The organism is Nostoc sp. JL31 (assembly GCF_017114965.1).
Taxonomy (GTDB): Bacteria; Cyanobacteriota; Cyanobacteriia; order Cyanobacteriales; family Nostocaceae; genus Nostoc; species Nostoc punctiforme_A.
This window is the reverse complement of sequence record NZ_JABXKO010000036.1, coordinates 66,914-84,835: the sequence shown is the minus strand read 5'-3', so window position 1 is coordinate 84,835 and position 17,922 is coordinate 66,914. Positions and strand designations below refer to the sequence as shown.

The following is a 17,922-nucleotide window of genomic DNA, read 5'->3' as shown; positions in this document are numbered from 1 at the left end:
GATAATTGAGAGTTGTTAAGCAATAAGAGGTTTAACAAATGAATAATCATGGATTCGGCAAATTAGTTACCTTTCTAAATCAATTAGAACAAGAGAGAATTAGTTATACTTTAGCCCATCATCGGGATGAGACTATTATGGTGAATGTGGCGATGGCTGGTGAACGATGGGAAGTGGAATTTTTTGAGGATGGTTCGGTTGAGGTAGAACGATTTGTTAGTAGTGGGGAGATTAATGGGGAAGAGGTTTTTAGTGAATTATTTGCTATGTATTCAGAGCTAGAAAGTAATTCTGTCAAACTTACCCAAAATGCTAAGTTTACAACCATAACATGAACGCGATTGCACAACAGACTCGGTTATTTGTTATATTTAATAAAATGGCAGAAAGCTAGAGTATGCGAAAGATCAAAATACGTTCTTATGTAGGTAAAGACGGAATATTACATCTAGATATTCCTGTAGAAATGAAAGAAACTGAATTAGAAGTCACTATGACACTAAAATCCATAAAAAAACAACCGACTTCTTTAAAAGAGGAAGAATTAAGGCAATTAGAATGGCATGAATTTATTGATAAAACTTATGGCTGTTTAAGAGATGATCCAATTATGAGACATCCTCAAGGAGAGTATGAACAACGAGAACCAATAGAATGATTTATCTGTTAGATACGAATGCTTGTATTATTTTTCTCAATGGTAGAAACCTGAATTTACGGCGCAGGCTAGAAAACCAGTCGGATTTAGATATTGTTGTTTGTTCTATTGTTAAGGCTGAATTATTTTATGGGGCAAAAAGAAGTAATAATCCAGATCGTAATCTAGCTTTACAAAGAGGGTTTTTGAGTAGATTTACTTCTTTGCAATTTGATGATGAGTCAGCCGAAATATTTGGCGATATCCGCTCTCACCTGGCTAACTTGGGAACCCCCATCGGCCCTTATGATTTGCAAATTGCAGCAATTGCTTTGGCAAATAATCTGATTTTAGTAACTCATAATGTAGATGAGTTTAGCCGTGTGGAAGGGTTACAGCTTCAGGATTGGGAAGTAAAAGGATAAATAAGTATACTATTTTAACCCTATTATTATGTCCAATTATGCCCAAAACTGATAGCCTACAAACTTACATCTTAAACTTGTCTGTAATCTGCTGAATGCCACACCTTGCCGTTTAAAGGTGTGGAACCAAAAGGTTGATATCTGATATCTTTAGTCTTTAGCAATATTTTGACAATATCAGAAATTAAATCTTTGGGAATTTCATGTTCTGGTAAAGGAGCCATAATTTCTAAAGTACCCTGGCTGTAGGCAATTCGTGTAGTTCTTTTTTGTCCCAATTCTTCTAAAATAGATTCAAATTCTTCCCAGCTAACATTAGGAATTGTCACCGTGCTACCAGGTGCTAACTGCATCTGGCTAACAGCTTTGAAAACGGGGATAGCAGCAGTCACGTCGCTTCGCTCCAATTCAAAATTCAAAATTCAAAATCTATTAGGTTGCGGTGGATAATACAACCCACCGTAACCTTTAGATTAATAGATTGAGTTTAACAAAAGCGATCGCTCTACACTTTAAACTTCTCGGCAATCCGCTTCATCGCTTCTTCGACATTCTCACGGCTGTTAAATGCCGAAATGCGGAAGTAACCTTCACCCGCAGCACCAAAGCCAGAACCAGGGGTTCCGACAACGTTGACGGTTTGCAGCAGCTTATCAAAGAATTCCCAACTGGATAAACCATTAGGAGTTTTTACCCAAACGTAAGGTGCATTCACGCCTCCATAAACTGATAATCCGGCGGCTGTGAGTTTTTCGCGGATAATTTTGGCGTTTTCTAGATAGAAACTCACCAATGCTTTGATTTGCGCTTGCCCTTCTTCAGAGTAAACTGCTTCGGCTCCCCGTTGGATGATGTAAGAAACCCCGTTGAATTTGGTAGACTGGCGGCGATTCCACAGTTTCCATAGTTCGACATCGGAACCATCGGCGGCTTTTGCTGTGAGTGTCTTTGGTACTAAGGTTAACGCGCAACGGGTTCCTGTAAAACCTGCGTTCTTGGAGAAAGAACGAAATTCGATCGCAACATCTCTTGCACCTTCAATTTCATAAATTGAGTGAGGAAGCGACGGATCGGTAATATAGGCTTCGTAGGCTGCATCAAAGAAAATAATCGAGTTATTAGCTTTGGCATAGTCTACCCATGCTTTGAGATATTCTTTGGTGGCAGTTGCGCCAGTGGGGTTATTGGGAAAGCAGAGATAAATTAAATCGACTTTCTTTGAGGGAATCTCTGCTGTAAAGTTGTTATCAGCCGTAATTGGTAGATAAACTAAACCTTCAAATTCGCCTTTATCGTTGGCATCTCCCGTATTTCCCACCATAACGTTAGTGTCTACATATACGGGATAAACGGGGTCAGTCACGGCAATTATGTTGTCATGACCAAAGATTTCTAGAATGTTGCCTGTGTCGCACTTGGAACCATCGGAAATAAAGATTTCCGATGCATCTATATCGGCTCCTCGTGCTTGGAAATCTTGAGTAGCAATTTTCTCCCTTAACCAAGCATAGCCTTGCTCAGGACCGTAGCCTTTGAAGGTATTGCGATCGCCCATTTCTTCCACAGCTTTAATCATCGCTGTGCGGCAAGCCTCCGGCAAAGGTTCGGTAACATCGCCAATGCCCAACCGGATGATTTTAGCATTACTGTTCGCTTCTGCAAAGACATTCACCCGCCGAGCAATTTCTGGAAACAGATAACCCGCTTTCAGTTTCAGGTAGTTGTCGTTAATAGTTGCCATTATGTAGATTATGAAAAACGCCCTCAAATAGCTTACTGCTAATTTATGAGGGCGGGGAGTAGGGAGTGGGGAAGAGGCAAGGGAGCAAGGGGCAAGGGGGAGAATAACTAATGACTAATGACTAATGACAAATGACTAATGCCCAATGCCTAATTAGACATTTACAGGCTGTTTATTATCGGCTGAAATTACAAACTCCGTGATTGATTCTTTACCTGTAATTAATCTTGCTCCACGATTACGGGTGAAATAGCTCCATGCCCATTGAATCATTACTACTAATTTGTTGTTAAATTCAATTAAGAAGTAGATGTGAATAAATAGCCAAAACAGCCATGCAACGAAACCTTTCAGCTTGGTAAAGCCCAAATCTACCACAGCAGAATTGTGCCCAATCATTGCTAAACTACCATGATCGGTATAAGCAAAGGGTGGCAAATTTTTACCTGCAAGCCTGTTTTGGACTAATGCTGCTACATATTCACCTTGCTGCTTGGCTACAGGTGCAACACCAGGTAGGGGTTTACCATTTTGATGAGAAAAATTTGCTAAGTCGCCAACGACAAAAATATTGGGATGTCCCTTAATACTCAAGTCAGGTTCAACGATAATCCGTCCAGCGCGATCGCACTCAGCACCTGTGTGTTCTGCTAGCACTTTTCCCATTGCCGAAGCTTTCACACCTGCTGCCCATAATACCGTTTTTGAGGCAATTTCTTTAACTTCATCGCCTTGTTTGAGGGTAACAGTATCATTTTCAATATTCGTTACCAGTGTTTTTGTCTGGACAACCACACCCAACCGCGTTAAGGATGCTTCTGCTTCTTGTGATAACTCTGGTGCAAAAGGTGGCAGAATCCGATCCAAGCCTTCTAATAGCAAAATCTTGGCTTCTGAGGTGTCGATGTTGCGAAAATCTTCTTTGAGGGTTTGATTTGCCAATTCTGCGATCGCACCAGCTAACTCTACACCTGTTGGGCCACCACCCACAATTACAAAAGTTAACCAAGCACGGCGTTTTTCTGGATCGGTTTCATTTTCTGCGGCTTCAAAGGCTGAAAAAATCCGGCTACGCATTTCTATGGCATCTTCTACTGTTTTCAAGCCTGGGGCGAATTCTTCCCAGTTATCTTTGCCAAAGTAAGAATGCTTTGCACCTGTGGCGACAATTAACGTATCGTAAGCTATTGCTTCGTCGCCCACAATCACTTTCTGCGCTTCTGGATCGATATTATTCACCTCTCCCAGCAGCACTTTCGTATTCTTGCTCTTGCTGAGTACAGAACGCAACGGTGAGGAGATATCAGCAGGAGATAGCGCACCTGTGGCGACTTGATATAAAAGGGGTTGAAATAGATGAAAGTTACGTTTATCGATTAGAGTAACGTTTACTGCCGCCTTGGCGAGTGTTTTTGCTGCATAAAGTCCACCAAAACCACCACCAACGATTACAACTTTATGGGGTGGATTATTGTCAAGTGAATTTACCATAAGAAATATTATCGTGTATGCCGACTATTGTAACTATTCTTAACAAATTTGTATCAAAATTGTCATCATATATTTTGTATTGCTCTTTACATTTGAAAAAGTATTAAAGTAATCAAAATTACAGGATAAAGAAAATTTTTAAGCCAAAGGTACAGACAATAAGAGCTTGGAATATTTGAATCCCTTTTTGCCTGTGTAAACTTATCAAAGGTAGATGTAGAATTTATGCAACTTTACTCAGACCTAGTTGACTCTGGTGTTTGTGTCAAACGTGGTGAATTAGTTCGCCGCCAACGGCTAAAGCCATAAACAAGAGCAGTAAAAATTAACAAATAGGGACTGTAAACAATTAACCAAATACCCAGCTTGAGTAAGCCAACGGAAAATGCACTCAAAGAATGGGTAGAGTTATTCCAAGTTTCCTGAACTTGCAAACCAAAAGCACGTTGGGGGCTGGTGCTAGAAACTGCTGCTTCTAGGTTGAGCGTAATAGTGGAATAAGCAACTTGATTTTTGAGGTTTTTCAGTTGGGCATCAATTTGTTCTATGGTTTGCCTGACATTACTCAGTTCTTGAGTAACGCTAAGTACATCTGTAATCGAACCTGCCCGATCCATAATTTTTTGCAAATTGGCTTCAGTTTTCTGCAAATTGGTTAATCTAGCTTGGAAATCAACTAGGCGATCGCCTACATCTTCAGCAGTGATATTACGACTCTCTAGAGTGCCCAATTTAGCTAGTTGCTCTAAAGTAGGTTCTAGCCGATTCTCTGGTATCCGCAATTGGATTGTTGCTTTGTAACGCGGGTTGTCGTTTTTGGGTTGTTGTTGTTTCAACCCAATTAAATCCCCTTGCTGTTGATTGATAATTTGCGAAACAGCATCAATAGTCTGATCTACAGAGTTGACAGTTAAAGAGATTGCTGCCTTTTTGATGAGTTGGGGACGAGAACGCGCTATTGGTGCAGCTTCCGCCTTTTGAGAAATACTGTTTTCACGAGCAGGTAATTGATTTACCGCGCCATTAGCTGCAATTTGAGGTGCAGACTTATTTGCTGTCTGTTCGGAAGAGGCGCAACTGGTGAAAATTACCCCTCCCAATAACGCACTTATAAACAAAGCAGATGTACGCGGGAATTTAGTCGAAGTATACATAATCTACCCCCAGATGGATGAAGTTAACCCCAGTATTGCTGAAGAAAAACTAAAAGCCTGGATTGTTGCGATTTATGTAACAGATTTGTCATTTGTCCTCTGCTCTCCTGCCTTCTGCTCCCTTCAGTCCAAAGAGATAAATTGAATTATTTATAGTTCATCTGTGTTACTCAATTTGGGGTACAATCGTAAGCTGCCAATAAATGACGATGCTTGCTGACAGGAGATGCTTCTATGGCCCGGATGTATTATGACGAAGATGCCAATTTAGACCTTTTGGCTGGAAAAACTATTGCTATCATCGGCTATGGTTCCCAAGGTCATGCCCACGCTCTCAATCTCAAAGATAGTGGTTTGAATGTGATTGTGGGACTATATCCGGGTAGTAAGTCAGTAGCAAAAGCTGAAGCTGCTGGGTTAACTGTGAAGAATGTCGCAGATGCTGCCAATGCTGCTGATTTCATCATGATTTTGTTACCTGATGAAGTTCAAAAAACGATTTACAAAAACGAGATTGAACCAAATTTAGAAGAAGGGAATGTGTTAGCTTTTGCCCACGGCTTCAATATTCACTTTGGGCAAGTTGTACCACCGGCTAATGTAGATGTGGTGATGGTAGCACCAAAAGGGCCGGGGCATTTGGTACGGCGGACTTATGAAAGTGGTGAAGGTGTACCAGCGCTATTTGCAGTTTATCAAGATGCCAGTGGTCAGGCACGCGATCGCGCCATGTCTTATGCTAAAGGTATTGGTGGTACTCGCGCTGGTGTTCTCGAAACTACTTTCCGCGAAGAAACCGAAACAGATTTATTTGGCGAACAAGCAGTATTGTGCGGTGGTTTGAGTGCTTTAATCAAAGCCGGATTTGAAACTTTGGTAGAAGCTGGTTATCAACCAGAACTGGCTTATTTTGAATGTCTGCATGAAGTTAAGCTGATTGTTGACTTGGTTGTAGAAGGTGGTTTAGCCAAAATGCGCGACAGCATTTCTAACACAGCTGAATATGGCGATTATACCCGTGGGCCGCGGATTGTCACCGAACAAACCAAAGCTGAAATGCAGAAGATTCTCAGCGAAATTCAATCTGGACAATTTGCACGAGAATTCGTTCTCGAAAACCAAGCTGGTAAACCGGGATTTACCGCTATGCGTCGTAAAGAATCTGAACACAAAATTGAGGAAGTTGGTAAAGATTTACGCGCTATGTTTAGCTGGTTGAAAAAGGCTTAAACAAAAGTAGGGGCGCACATCTGTCATTGGTGTCAACTTAAGCTAAAAGCCTTTTCAAATCTTGTTTCCAGCCTCTGGGCTGGAAATGCTGCTCCTGGCGGCAGCCCCAAGGACGCCATTCCCAGTCGGAGACTGGGAACGAGATAATATGTAAAAGCTGGTTCTAGGATGGCTTTCACGTTAAGTTGATACCAATGCACATCTGTGCGCCCCTACAAGGATGTATGTTTATTTGTGGTTCAAATACATAAAAACTGCTGTAATTATTTCTTTCTTTACCTGACTCAATGCATCAGCAAACATCATTTGCTTTGAAAGGTAAAGTAACTTTGCATTAATTTAATCTAAGCTTTTTCAGTGTCATTATTAATAGATGACTTAATAAGTATAGACTCGATAAAACTCACAGGAAACATAATTCCCGGCTTCTTAGTAGGAGGATTTAGTGTGTTGAATACTCTGTCCCAAAATCCCTGAATGCCATAGTTTCTATTAAAGCAAGTGTGATGAAGCTCGTGGAAATCTGATGGAATAAAAAATATTGACAAAGTACTATGACCTTCTAAGTTGTAAGCATTGCCTATAACGCTCCATGCACACAGTTGAGTGATGTCATATCCAAATATAAAAATAGGTAAAACATCAGCGATCGCAACAATAATATATTCAACTAAACTCTTGTGTCCAGCAACAAAACTTGATGAGTCACGAAACTGATGATGTTTAAGATGGATTTTCTGCAAGAATCTTGTGTGCAAGAGGCGATGAGCAACATAAAAACAGAAATCAGCAGCAACTATTCTCATCAAGAACCATCCAAAGTTTAAAAGTAAACTATTTCCTCTATCAACCTCTGGAGCTAGATATAGAATAATTAATGCTGACAGAAAAGCTTTAATTTCTCCTGTAATGATGCCTTGGATAGTAAAGGAAGGAAATGGTTGATTTTTAACTGTCTTGCCTCTTGCAGTCAGCTTATCTCTTAAAACATCGTTGCTTTTGATTCCTTTTTCAATGAGGATGCCAATACTATAAAATGAGATAGAACCAAGGAGCCAGTACAATAGCACCTGCGTTATCAAGTTGATTTCAATATTGTTTAACAGCAAATAAAATACTTGCTGAACAATCGTACAACTAATAGCGATCTTTAAATAAAATTCGATCTCAAAACAGAAATTTAAAAACTTTTGCATCTCTGTAACCTTATAGTATGTGGCCGAGGCATATTCTGTTAATCTTTAATATCTTGAACAATCCGAAAACCAGCGTGTTGATAAAAATTAGGACGGAACCAGTTGCGGTAATATTTTAAAGCTTCTGTACCATTAGTTATCCAACACCCTCCTAGCATCATTTGATGCTTATCATCAAAAAATATCGCAGAATTATCCTCATAGAGAAAATGAGGTTGATATCCTGGAAGCGGGTTTAAGTTATTAGTCAACCATTCCCAAACGTTACCCCGCAAATCATACAATCCCGAAGAGCTTTTGGCTGTTTCTAACATCCCAACGGGACTAGGTGAACCAAATTTTAAATTGAGATTATAATTTTCTACATCATTTAATAAACTATTACCATAAGTTGCTAAATGGTATTCTGCTTCACTCATTAAGCGAGTATCTTTCCCTTGCCAACGACAATAAGCCATTGCTTCATAATAATTGACTTCCACAGGCCAATCTAGGGGTAAGTCAATTTCATTAAACATAGCTCGATATTTATAGCTACCATTTTCATGTAACCAAAATTTGGGAGATTGAATATTGTATCGAGTTTTCCAATTCCAGGATTCTTCATCCCAATAGTCTTGATTTTCGTAACCACCAGCTTTTACAAAATAAATAAAATCGGCATTGGTAATCAGATATTTGCTGGCGAAAAAGGGTGCAACTTCAACAGTGCGATCGCCATAATCAATATCCCATCCATAAGTGGAGTCATCTAAGGCTTTACCAAGTTTTACTACCCCACCAGCAACTTCGATCATTTCGTTCTGAGGAGTGTAACCATTCAAAGGGGCATATTGCCAGTTTTGAGGACGTTTCACTCTCTCAATTGGTAGTTGGCGAATTAACATCGAAGAAGTTTCAATGTGAATACGTTGGTGTTCAATACCCATCATTAAAGCCCAAAGAGGATGATTGGGATGAATTGGTAGAGTAATTGGGGTTGTCTTAATTAGTTCGGAAATTACGGAATATGCTTGTTCTCGATACTCCCAAGTTTGTGCAACTTGCGGCCATTGCAGATGAGCGATCGCTTCATTTAATTCTTCTGGTTTTTCTGGATCAACTCCAATTTCAAACAAAACTTCATACTCTGGATTGAGGCGTTTTTCTAATAATCCTACCTGAATTAATTTATTGATGTAGAAAATAGCCGAATGTCCCAGGTAAAAAATTAGAGGATTTCTCAAAGGGTCAGGATTGAGAAAAAATGTCTCTTCTCCAACTAGACTTTTCAATAATATATCTTCCAATTGCCAAGCATTCTCAAAGTAATCAAGGATGACTTGGTTGTTACAACTATCCAGTTTTGGAGGTTGAGCAGATTGCAGAATATTCATGGTTAATATTGCTATTAGAGAACAATGAAACAAATTAATTATCTAGAAATCCGATTTGATTCCTGAATTTACTTGTATGGGTAAGGAAAACGGAAGAAAAAAATAGATATGTACTAAGTTTTTGAAAAAAACAAATATGAATCCTATGGGATGTGTTAAACACAATAGGATTGAAGGAGGCATGAAATAAGATTCTTAAATATGACAGATTTATTATTTAATAGCAATACTTATTGCTCTATATTAGTTTTTTAAATAGCACTAAAAGTTTATCGATTTAGTGTAGTAATATGGCTGAGTTGTCCAAGCTAATTTAATATTTGTCGAATAATTAAACTATCAGCCAATAAGTAATTCAGTGGGAATAAAGATAACTGTATTATTAAAGGTAAAGACTCTTGAATCTATTATCAATGAAAAATTACAACCTTCTCAAGAGGATTTTATTTGTCTTAACTTCTAGCTTGCTTCTGTGTAGGTGGGTAAAGTAATGACTACAACTTTGCAAAAAACATCTCCAATTATCATTGCACACCGAGGTGCTAGCGGCTATCGTCCAGAACATACTTTAGCTGCTTATGAATTAGCGATGCCTGCGGCGGGCTACGCCTACGCACTTGGGGCTGATTATATTGAACCTGATTTAGTTTCCACCAAAGATGGTATTTTAATTGCTCGTCACGAAAATCAGATATCTGAAACCACTGACGTTGCAAGCCATGCAGAATTTGCTCATCTTCAAACCACTAAAATAATTGATGGCGAATCAAAAACTGGCTGGTTTACTGAAGACTTTACCCTAACAGAACTGAAAACACTACGAGCTAAAGAGCGAATTCCCCAAGTGCGATCGCAAAATACCACCTATGATGGACTCTTAGAAATTCCCACACTGCAAGAAATCATCGATTTAGTCAAGGTTAAAAGTGACGAAATTAATCGGACGATTGGTATTTACCCAGAAATTAAGCACCCAACTTACTTTCAATCTATTGGGTTAGCCCTAGAAGCACCCCTACTTGCAACTTTAACAGCCAACGGTTATCAGGGGGCTAACGCACCTGTTTTTATTCAGTCTTTTGAAGTAGGTAATTTACAAGATTTATCTACAAAGACTGATTTACCTCTAGTGCAATTGCTGAATAACAGTGGTAAACCTTATGATTTTGTCGTTAGTGGCTGCGAACGCACTTATGCAGATTTAGTTACTGCATCAGGCTTAAAAGAAATTGCCAAATATGCAAAAGCGATTGGAATTCATAAAAATTTACTGGTTCCGAGAGATAGCAATGGTAAATTGCTATCGCCTACATCTTTAGTCATAGATGCTCATGCAGCTGGTTTGCTGGTTCATGTCTGGACTTTCCGTAATGAAGACTGTTTTTTGCCACTGGATTTTCAAGGAAATCCCCAAGGTGAATATGAACTATTTTTCAGCTTAGGTGTTGATGGCGTATTTAGCGACTACCCAGATACGGCAGCTTGCCACTCTACTCTTCAGTGGTAATTTGGTAGAGTAATACAAAATCACGGCAAAATAACATGGTTCTACTTAAGTGGAAATCCTGTATAACAGCAATAACCTTCACTGCAATCAGTCTTGCTGCATCTAAGTCGGCATTGGCGGTATCTTTATACTCAGTTACTGACTTAGGCAGTCTTACAGGAGAAGCTTATAGTTACGCTACAGATATTAATAACTCAGGTGAGATAGCCATTAATACTTTAGGTGGTTCTTTTTTTTACAGCAATGGTTCGCTCAAAAAAATTAGTCCCTTGCCTGGTGATAGTCAACTTGGAGTGACTGGTATCAATAACTTGGGGCAAGTAGTTGGTAATTCCATCGGTAAGACCGACAGTGATAATAACGTCTTTATTTACAGTGGTGGAACAACCCGAAATACTGGTCTTAAAGGCATTCCTTATGCTATCAATGACTCAGGTGAGGTAGTTGGCGGTACAAATGGTGGCGGTATATTCCCAAAACTTACCTTTCCCTACGGAGCCGCTTTCCTATACAAAAATGGTACGACGACTATTATTAACAGTAACTTAAATGAAAATTATGTTGCCTATGGCATAAATAATCTAAGTCAGGTAGTTGGCATTTTCGGTTCTTCCGGTCGAGCCTTTTTATCCAACAACGGTATAATCACTAATCTCGGTACCCTCCCTGGTGACAGATACAGTCAAGCAAACGATGTTAATGACTCAGGACAAGTAGTTGGTAGTTCAGGACTCACTGGCGTAAATGATACTCATGCTTTTCTGTACAGTTCCAGCAGGGGACTCCAAGACATCGGTAGATTACGTCCTACAGATTTGTTTAGTACTGGTTTGGGGATCAATAATTTGGGTCAAGTAGTCGGGTTTTCTGGCACTAACAATAACTTTTTTGCCGCAGATGGCAATGGTTTACGGGCTTTTCTTTATAGTGATAAGACTCTGTACGACTTAAATGACCTAATTGCTCCTAGTTCAGAGAGTGGCTTTACCTTAACAGCGGCATCTGCCATTAATAATAATGGACAAATTGTCGGTCGTGGTGCAGTTGATGGTGAATTACACGCCTTTCTCTTGACACCAATCTCATCTGTCTCTGTAGCTGAACCAACTTCAGGCATTCCTATTTTGTCGTTTGGTGCTGGTGTAATTTTATTTGCTGCATTTAAGCGCAAACCTCACTTTAAGAGTGCAGCCATACAATAAAGAAGTTAATGCAATAACTTCAGGCAGACAAAATGATTACTTGGGAATATGGATTTATAAAAATGCTCGTTGAAAATCTTTGAGGATATGTCTCGAAGCGTGGCTTAGAGACACATCTATACTTTAGGCAAGGGATGACAGACATCACTTAAGTTGTTCTTGATTTTCACAAACTAGTCATCACCTGAGCTAATTGATTAGATAAATCAATTACAGACTCCTGGGATTTTTTAAATAAAACTCCAGCTAAAAAATAATAATCGCCAGAATAAAATGCCATCTGATTTTTTTGGAGTTTTTCGATGTGCTTCTTTACCTTGGGGTCAGAGCTATAGTAGCCAAACTGTAAAGGTAAAACCATGAAGTTTTGAACATAATAACCATTTTGTTTTGCTATGTTCAACGTATTGATTGGATTAGAAAAGCTAGATATTAAAATCAATACATTTTCATAATCTAGCGATAAAAGCTCATTCGTAACTGTGGCTCCATCTACACCCCCAAATAAGAGTGGCATATAAATATCGTTATCTGGTGCGGGTAGATAGGGCGGATTAGCTACAAGATACTCGGCATCAGGTTGAGAAGAATTAAACAAAGATGAATTGTGAATGATGTATTTATTAGTGAGATTGTATTCATCAATGGTCGAATTGGCGACTTTCCATGCAGAAGTATTTAATTCAAATCCCTGGATGACTCCATCAAACTTGTTTCTCAATAACGAATTAATTACAGGGCTGCCATCTCCTGAACCAAACTCCACAATAGATTCAGAATTTTGACAATTTCTGATCACAAAGCTTTCTAAGCAGTTGGAGTAGAAATTAGATTCTTCAGGACAAAAAAAGATATCTTTCATTTGACTGTAATTAAAGGTGTAAGTAAAATATAATCAATGTACTAGGAGGTTATTTATTCCCTTGGATTCAGGCAATAAATAATTGTTCCTTTAGCAACCCTTTGCTTCAGAAAAGTTTTTGCAGGCGAATTAGCAATAAAATGACTTAGAAATGTCAAATTTACATGCTAAGAATAACCTGCTATTTATAATTTTTGGGATTGCTCATAGGAGTAAAGCGGCTTATTCTGCCTCGCGTATTGATCGCACAACCGCCGTCCCTGCGCGATCGCCCATACGTTTTTGCAGGTCGTATCCCAGCAGCAATTCCCATGCATCATTGGGATATCGTTCTGCTAATGACAAAGCCACATCATCTAACATCCAACGACCGTGGCGTTCATCTTCCCTGATGTGCAGTTCCCAATAACCTACCGCTACTTCTGAGAGTAACAGTCGTTGCGCCGCTACCAGGTAATTTTTGTAAACCGCAGGGCCAGCCACTTCAAAATAGGTCAACCCACCACTGTAACGCAGGAAATAGCGTTTGCGCTCAGTCACCAGAAAGTTATGATTAGTAGAAGCCAACACTTCCCAAGGTACTAAATCAAAATATGCCTCTGGTTCAGTATTCATTCCAAACTCAGCCAGCATTTGGGCAAAAAATGTCGAGTGCTTGCGAGATAAACGACCATTGCCATATTCTTCTATTAGCACTCGTATCAGCGTACACTGCACTTCATTAGCAGCACCACCCAAAATGCGGGAAAGATGACTAGCTTCAACCAAGCCATCAAAAGAGCCGATCGCTAGCAAATGACGATAGCCTGCTTCAGTCATTTCTTCACGAATGTAGCGGCTACTCTCCGACAAAGGCGGATTTAAATCGGCAGATGCACGCTCAATTAAAGCTTGTTTTACATCTAATTGTTGCAGTGCAGCCACATCGATTTGTGCTAGTTCCCACTGTTGCCAAGCAGCTTCAATTTGGTCACGACAAGAGTGCAAATACAGCGATCGCTCATTAGTATAATGCCGCAAATCATCGTACCAAAACAGCTTTAGCCGATTAATTCGATAAAGTATCCGTTGGAGAAAACGGTGAGCCTGTTCATCAGAGCGATCGTTTCCATAAGCAGCACCAATTGCTATAGAGAGTGACTGTTCAAACTCACTAGCTATTGAAGGTTTTGCATCCAGCTTATTATCCAAATCCTCCATTGCGAGCAGTTCTATAAATTGCTCCTCAGCACGGTCGTACTTAGTAATTGTTCTTTCTTTAGTTTGCGTGCTATTTTTCGCAGCCTCAGTCTTAGGAAATATAACTAAATTGCTTTGCATGGAATCTTCGGTAGCTTTGGAAAAGTGAGAAATTACTTTCACCTCTAATATCTAAGTTTCCACACCAGTAGCTTTCTGTACCTCTTTCCCTGGTTATAAAGAAAAATTAAGTTTTAAACGAATGGGGCATTGGGCATTGGGCATTAGTTATTTCTTCCTTACTCCTCTGCTCCCCTGCCCCCACTCCCTACGGCACTCCCTTCTGCTGCTCAATCGGCTTACTAGGCGGAATCTGCTCAAGAGGAATCAGTGCTTCGATCACCGACTTCACAATTGGCGCGGCGACAGTAGAACCATAGGCACTTTCTCCTTTTGGCTCATCCACCAGTGCAAACACTACATAGCGAGGAGATTCCACGGGTAAAATAGCCACGAAACTGGTCATTCTCGCACCCTTGATGTATCCGCCATTGGGACTAGCTTTTTGGGCTGTACCAGTTTTACCAGCAATGCGATATCCCGGAATTTGTGATGCCTTGCCGCTACCTTCAGTAACAACAGTTTCCATCATTTCCACAACCTTTTGAGTTGTTGCGGCTGAGAAAATTTGGCGGGGGATGGTGTGAGTGGGTGAATCATGCATCTGCCCTTTGCTATCAATCAACCCGCGAACTACATGGGGTGTAACTAACTTACCGCCATTAGCTAAAGCACCGTGCATTTGCACTAGCTGCAAGGGTGTCATGGAAAAGCCTTGACCAAAGGAAGTAGTAGCTGCTTCAATTGGCGAAGCGATAAATTCTTCTTGACTTTTGAGCCGTCCGCCGACTTCAAAAGGTAAATCTGTATCAACTTTTTGTCCTAGCCCTAAGCGTTCTAACCAGTTGTAGTAGATTGAAGGCTTTAGACGTTGGATAATTTGCACCATGCCAATATTGCTAGAATATTGCAAAATCTGAGCAATGCTGATTCGCCCATTACCATTATTCATGGCATTTTTGATGGTGTAATTAGCGACTCGAATCGAACCGGAGTCATTAAACATATCATCTGGTTTGATGATGCCATTTTCCAGAGCGATCGCCACATTCAAAGGCTTAAAAGTCGATCCCGGTTCATAAAGATCCGCTACTGTCCAATTTTTAAATAGTGAAATATCAGATTTAGCATATTCATTAGGATTATAAGTAGGCTGAGAAACGAGGGCGAGTAAGGAACCATCCAATGCATCCATGACAATTACCGCCCCACGTTTAGCGGCAAACTTCTCCATCTGTTGTTTGAGCGCAATCCGAGCAATTCGTTGCAGACGGCTATCGATAGTGAGTTGTAATCGCAAATCGTCAAAATGCAAAAAACCTTCGGGCGCAAGATCCGGCATCAAGATCCCATTACCCGACTGACTGAGGCGTACCGTTTGCACAGGACGTTCTAACAACTTCTCTTGAGAGTATTCCACACCAGCTTGACCACGGCGGTCAACATTCACATAGCCCACCACATCAGCAACCAAATCGTCTGGCGGGTAATATCGGAAGTATTTTTGAGTCCACTCCAGACCATTTAAGCGTAAAGAAATGACGCGATCAATAATTTCTTCTGGTAAGGCTGGCGCAAGGATAATTCCGCTTCTTTTGCTTTGAAAAGTTTTCACCAATTCAGCAGTATCTTTTGCCAAAATTGGCGCAAGTCGCTCTGCCATACTTTCATTAGACTTATCAAACAGCTTGGGATGAGCGTACAAAGTATATACAGGACGGTCAATAGCCAACAGCTCGCTATTGCGATCTACCACTGGGCGACGGGGCATAAAAGGTCGCACATTCACCATTTGCTGGTTGCGTGCATACTCGGTTAACTTTGGTCCCTTGACAATTTGTAGATTATACAAGTTAATAGCCAACCCCAACCCTGATACCATTAATACGCCCCAGACGATGAACAGCCGGGACTTAGTGTTGGATGTTTGGTTTTGTATATTAGAGGCTAATTGTCCCAAAAGCCCTCGTTTATCACCCTTGTGTCGCCCTGTAAATTTTGAATTCCGAAACTTTCTGAATTTTGTTTTGCTTGGTGACTTCTGCATTGGGTTCTGACGAATTACGATTAGTATCCCAGTGGCGAGAGTGTTTGCGGTTGCGTTTCAGAATTTGGCGTTGTCTTAGGCGATGCTGGCTTAGGACTCTGAGATGCTGGAGGCAAGAAAATCATTCCTTCAGGAGTTGGCGATACCAGCCCTGCTGTTGGTTGTTCTGCTTCATTAGCCATTTTATTTTTCAGCGTCGCGTTGGTTGTCGTTAGCAGCCGTTCATGACGTTGGAGGTTTTGCAGTCTCCGATATGACTGACCCCAAAGCTCTTGAGAATAGACTGTCCAAGCATAAACAGCAAGTGTCGATGCTACTAACAAGAACGCCACAACTGACGAATAACGATGAAAGGTATATAAGCGCAGCAACCACAAAGGTAAGGCTCCAGAATTAGGCATTGTGGGAAGGCCAAGAAAACCTACCCCCAGAGTCTTTTGGTTCGCATTCAACTGCTCATTGAGATTTGGTAATTGTTGTCTACCCAACTGTTTCCCTGATTTGGCTATAACTGCCTCATTTGTGGGAGAAACCGCTAATTTTTTTAAGGAACGCTGTTGTTTTTGAGAGGATACTGCTGTAGAAGCGCTCCGTGCTGCTGACTCCATACGCGCAGAGCGTCGCCTTTTTAAAGAAAGGATAGAATCTCGCCGGAACCAATTACCTCTTGTAGAAACAGTAGATTTTCGAGCAACTACCATAAATTTTTAAATTTTTTTAGATGGGAAATACTGCACTTTAGATTGATTGTCTGTTTTGCTAAGGTTTAAATCACCTTTTGTGCAACCAGCACACATAACAGACTATACCCTTTTAACTTTTCTGATAGGTAGCTGTATCAATGTTTGCATCCCATAGATATGCAATGTTTGCAATCAGTGATTAGAAACTGGACAGCTTACCCTTTAGGTATCGCACCTAAAGTATGGCAACGTCAGGTAGCCAGATGCAATACTCTGTGAAAAAAATAAAATTTTTTGCTATCATAGCTTCGTTTGCGAAATAAGTTGGTATTTTTCGTTTTGCTCCTGAGTTAAGAGAAACTAATCAGGATACGTAATTCCAAAAACAATACCCCAAAGGATTGGTTTTTTTAATTATGTAATCTCACAGAATTTAAAAAAAGCAATAAATACGGTATCGTATTCAACAGGCGAAAAATTGTTCTAGCCACAATTGGTGAAAGAGGAGTTATGAAAACAAAAATCTTTGGTTTTGCTCTAATGTTAAGTCTGGCTGCAATTCTTGGGGCCTGTGAAGGTGGTGGTGGTGATGGTGCTGGTACTGCTACTCCAGCTGCTACAGGTGAACCAACTGACGCACCTGTTAAGACTACTCCTGCCGCTACCCCCGCAGCGACCACTCCTGCTACTCCTAAATAAGGCATCTTAAACTTTAGTTTAAATCGCCCCCAGAACTACTTAGTGACAGCATTCCTCACTACATAGCTCGAAATATCGCTCGAATTAATTGGGTTCACGAAAAGCCTCATTTTTATGCCGGTTTATCAGAGCCTAGAGTTTGCTCAAATATCAACTAAGTAGGGCAGTAAGTAGAGGCCACTGGTAAAGAGGGTTATGTCCTCTACCAAGTGTCCTCCTGAAATTCCCACCCGCTCAAACCTTGTTACCAGTCCAAGAGAGTTGAGTCAATCTAAGCTATTTTGTTGGCAGATACTTCCCTCGTTTGGCATTTTAAATTGTTTATACTACTGAGTTTTGAGAGGGTAAAATAATTTATTGCGATCGCTGGCAA

18 protein-coding genes are annotated in these 17,922 nt (G+C 40.3%); 7 read left to right on the top strand and 11 right to left on the bottom strand.

Features of this window, described 5'->3' with window-relative positions; genetic code table 11:
• The first annotated feature begins 38 nt into the window (after positions 1-38).
• The 3 genes from HWQ43_RS08130 to HWQ43_RS08120 all read left to right on the top strand — a co-directional run bounded on the left by HWQ43_RS08130 (position 39) and on the right by HWQ43_RS08120 (position 1,062).
• On the top strand, positions 39-335 hold the full coding sequence (locus tag HWQ43_RS08130; protein ID WP_292732017.1) for a hypothetical protein: 297 nt from the start codon (positions 39-41) through the stop codon (positions 333-335).
• A gap of 62 nt (positions 336-397) precedes the next feature.
• Positions 398-658, top strand: coding sequence for a hypothetical protein (locus tag HWQ43_RS08125; RefSeq protein ID WP_292732016.1), 261 nt, complete (start codon positions 398-400; stop codon positions 656-658).
• Positions 655-1,062 carry a type II toxin-antitoxin system VapC family toxin gene (locus HWQ43_RS08120; protein ID WP_292732015.1) on the top strand — a complete coding sequence of 136 codons (408 nt, stop codon included), beginning with the start codon at positions 655-657 and terminating at the stop codon, positions 1,060-1,062. Before HWQ43_RS08125 ends, HWQ43_RS08120 begins: the two co-directional genes overlap by 4 nt.
• Positions 1,063-1,133: 71 nt before the next feature.
• Here HWQ43_RS08120 and HWQ43_RS08115 read toward each other — a convergent pair whose 3' ends face one another.
• The 4 genes from HWQ43_RS08115 to HWQ43_RS08100 form a co-directional block, all read right to left on the bottom strand.
• Positions 1,134-1,454, bottom strand: a complete 321-nt coding sequence (locus HWQ43_RS08115) for a Uma2 family endonuclease (RefSeq protein ID WP_292732014.1) — start codon at positions 1,452-1,454, stop codon at positions 1,134-1,136.
• A 113-nt stretch (positions 1,455-1,567) separates the two neighbouring features.
• Positions 1,568-2,803 carry an LL-diaminopimelate aminotransferase gene (locus HWQ43_RS08110; protein WP_292732013.1) on the bottom strand — a complete coding sequence of 412 codons (1,236 nt, stop codon included), beginning with the start codon at positions 2,801-2,803 and terminating at the stop codon, positions 1,568-1,570.
• A 153-nt stretch (positions 2,804-2,956) separates the two neighbouring features.
• The gene (locus HWQ43_RS08105; RefSeq protein WP_292732012.1) at positions 2,957-4,294 is read right to left on the bottom strand and encodes an NAD(P)/FAD-dependent oxidoreductase; all 1,338 of its coding nucleotides are present in this window, start codon (positions 4,292-4,294) and stop codon (positions 2,957-2,959) included.
• Between the two features lie 233 nt (positions 4,295-4,527).
• A complete protein-coding gene (locus HWQ43_RS08100) occupies positions 4,528-5,448 on the bottom strand; it encodes a DUF4349 domain-containing protein (protein WP_292732011.1) in 921 nt (306 codons plus the stop codon).
• Positions 5,449-5,682: 234 nt separating this feature from the next.
• Here HWQ43_RS08100 and ilvC point away from each other — a divergent pair, with 234 nt between their 5' ends.
• Positions 5,683-6,678, top strand: a complete 996-nt coding sequence (gene ilvC / locus HWQ43_RS08095; protein ID WP_292732010.1) for a ketol-acid reductoisomerase — start codon at positions 5,683-5,685, stop codon at positions 6,676-6,678.
• A gap of 32 nt (positions 6,679-6,710) precedes the next feature.
• On the opposite strand, the gene HWQ43_RS08090 is transcribed toward ilvC, so the two are convergent.
• The 3 genes from HWQ43_RS08090 to ovoA form a co-directional block, all read right to left on the bottom strand.
• The gene (locus tag HWQ43_RS08090; RefSeq protein ID WP_292732009.1) at positions 6,711-6,878 is read right to left on the bottom strand and encodes a hypothetical protein; all 168 of its coding nucleotides are present in this window, start codon (positions 6,876-6,878) and stop codon (positions 6,711-6,713) included.
• A gap of 144 nt (positions 6,879-7,022) precedes the next feature.
• Positions 7,023-7,874, bottom strand: a complete 852-nt coding sequence (locus tag HWQ43_RS08085; RefSeq protein WP_292732007.1) for a sterol desaturase family protein — start codon at positions 7,872-7,874, stop codon at positions 7,023-7,025.
• A gap of 38 nt (positions 7,875-7,912) precedes the next feature.
• Positions 7,913-9,250 (bottom strand): 5-histidylcysteine sulfoxide synthase, encoded by a 1,338-nt coding sequence (ovoA, locus tag HWQ43_RS08080; protein ID WP_292732005.1) that lies wholly within the window; start codon positions 9,248-9,250, stop codon positions 7,913-7,915.
• 490 nt (positions 9,251-9,740) lie between these two features.
• Here ovoA and HWQ43_RS08075 point away from each other — a divergent pair, with 490 nt between their 5' ends.
• Together HWQ43_RS08075 and HWQ43_RS08070 are read left to right on the top strand one after the other, a co-directional pair.
• Entirely contained in the window at positions 9,741-10,757 is a 1,017-nt protein-coding gene (locus tag HWQ43_RS08075) for a glycerophosphodiester phosphodiesterase (RefSeq protein WP_292732003.1), read from the top strand.
• Positions 10,758-10,792: 35 nt separating this feature from the next.
• Positions 10,793-11,959: a DUF3466 family protein gene (locus tag HWQ43_RS08070; protein ID WP_292732001.1), complete on the top strand. Its 1,167-nt coding sequence runs from the start codon at positions 10,793-10,795 to the stop codon at positions 11,957-11,959.
• A gap of 166 nt (positions 11,960-12,125) precedes the next feature.
• On the opposite strand, the gene HWQ43_RS08065 is transcribed toward HWQ43_RS08070, so the two are convergent.
• The 4 genes from HWQ43_RS08065 to HWQ43_RS08050 all read right to left on the bottom strand — a co-directional run bounded on the left by HWQ43_RS08065 (position 12,126) and on the right by HWQ43_RS08050 (position 16,868).
• The gene (locus HWQ43_RS08065; RefSeq protein WP_292731999.1) at positions 12,126-12,821 is read right to left on the bottom strand and encodes a class I SAM-dependent methyltransferase; all 696 of its coding nucleotides are present in this window, start codon (positions 12,819-12,821) and stop codon (positions 12,126-12,128) included.
• Between the two features lie 222 nt (positions 12,822-13,043).
• Entirely contained in the window at positions 13,044-14,141 is a 1,098-nt protein-coding gene (locus HWQ43_RS08060) for an iron-containing redox enzyme family protein (RefSeq protein WP_292732045.1), read from the bottom strand.
• A 187-nt stretch (positions 14,142-14,328) separates the two neighbouring features.
• Complete coding sequence (locus HWQ43_RS08055; protein ID WP_292731997.1) at positions 14,329-16,167, bottom strand: penicillin-binding protein 2; 1,839 nt, start codon at positions 16,165-16,167, stop codon at positions 14,329-14,331.
• Positions 16,168-16,187: 20 nt separating this feature from the next.
• Positions 16,188-16,868 carry a hypothetical protein gene (locus tag HWQ43_RS08050; RefSeq protein ID WP_292731995.1) on the bottom strand — a complete coding sequence of 227 codons (681 nt, stop codon included), beginning with the start codon at positions 16,866-16,868 and terminating at the stop codon, positions 16,188-16,190.
• A gap of 492 nt (positions 16,869-17,360) precedes the next feature.
• Between HWQ43_RS08050 and HWQ43_RS08045 the strand changes: the two genes are divergently transcribed.
• Positions 17,361-17,549 carry a hypothetical protein gene (locus tag HWQ43_RS08045; RefSeq protein ID WP_292731993.1) on the top strand — a complete coding sequence of 63 codons (189 nt, stop codon included), beginning with the start codon at positions 17,361-17,363 and terminating at the stop codon, positions 17,547-17,549.
• The last annotated feature ends 373 nt before the right edge of the window (positions 17,550-17,922 follow it).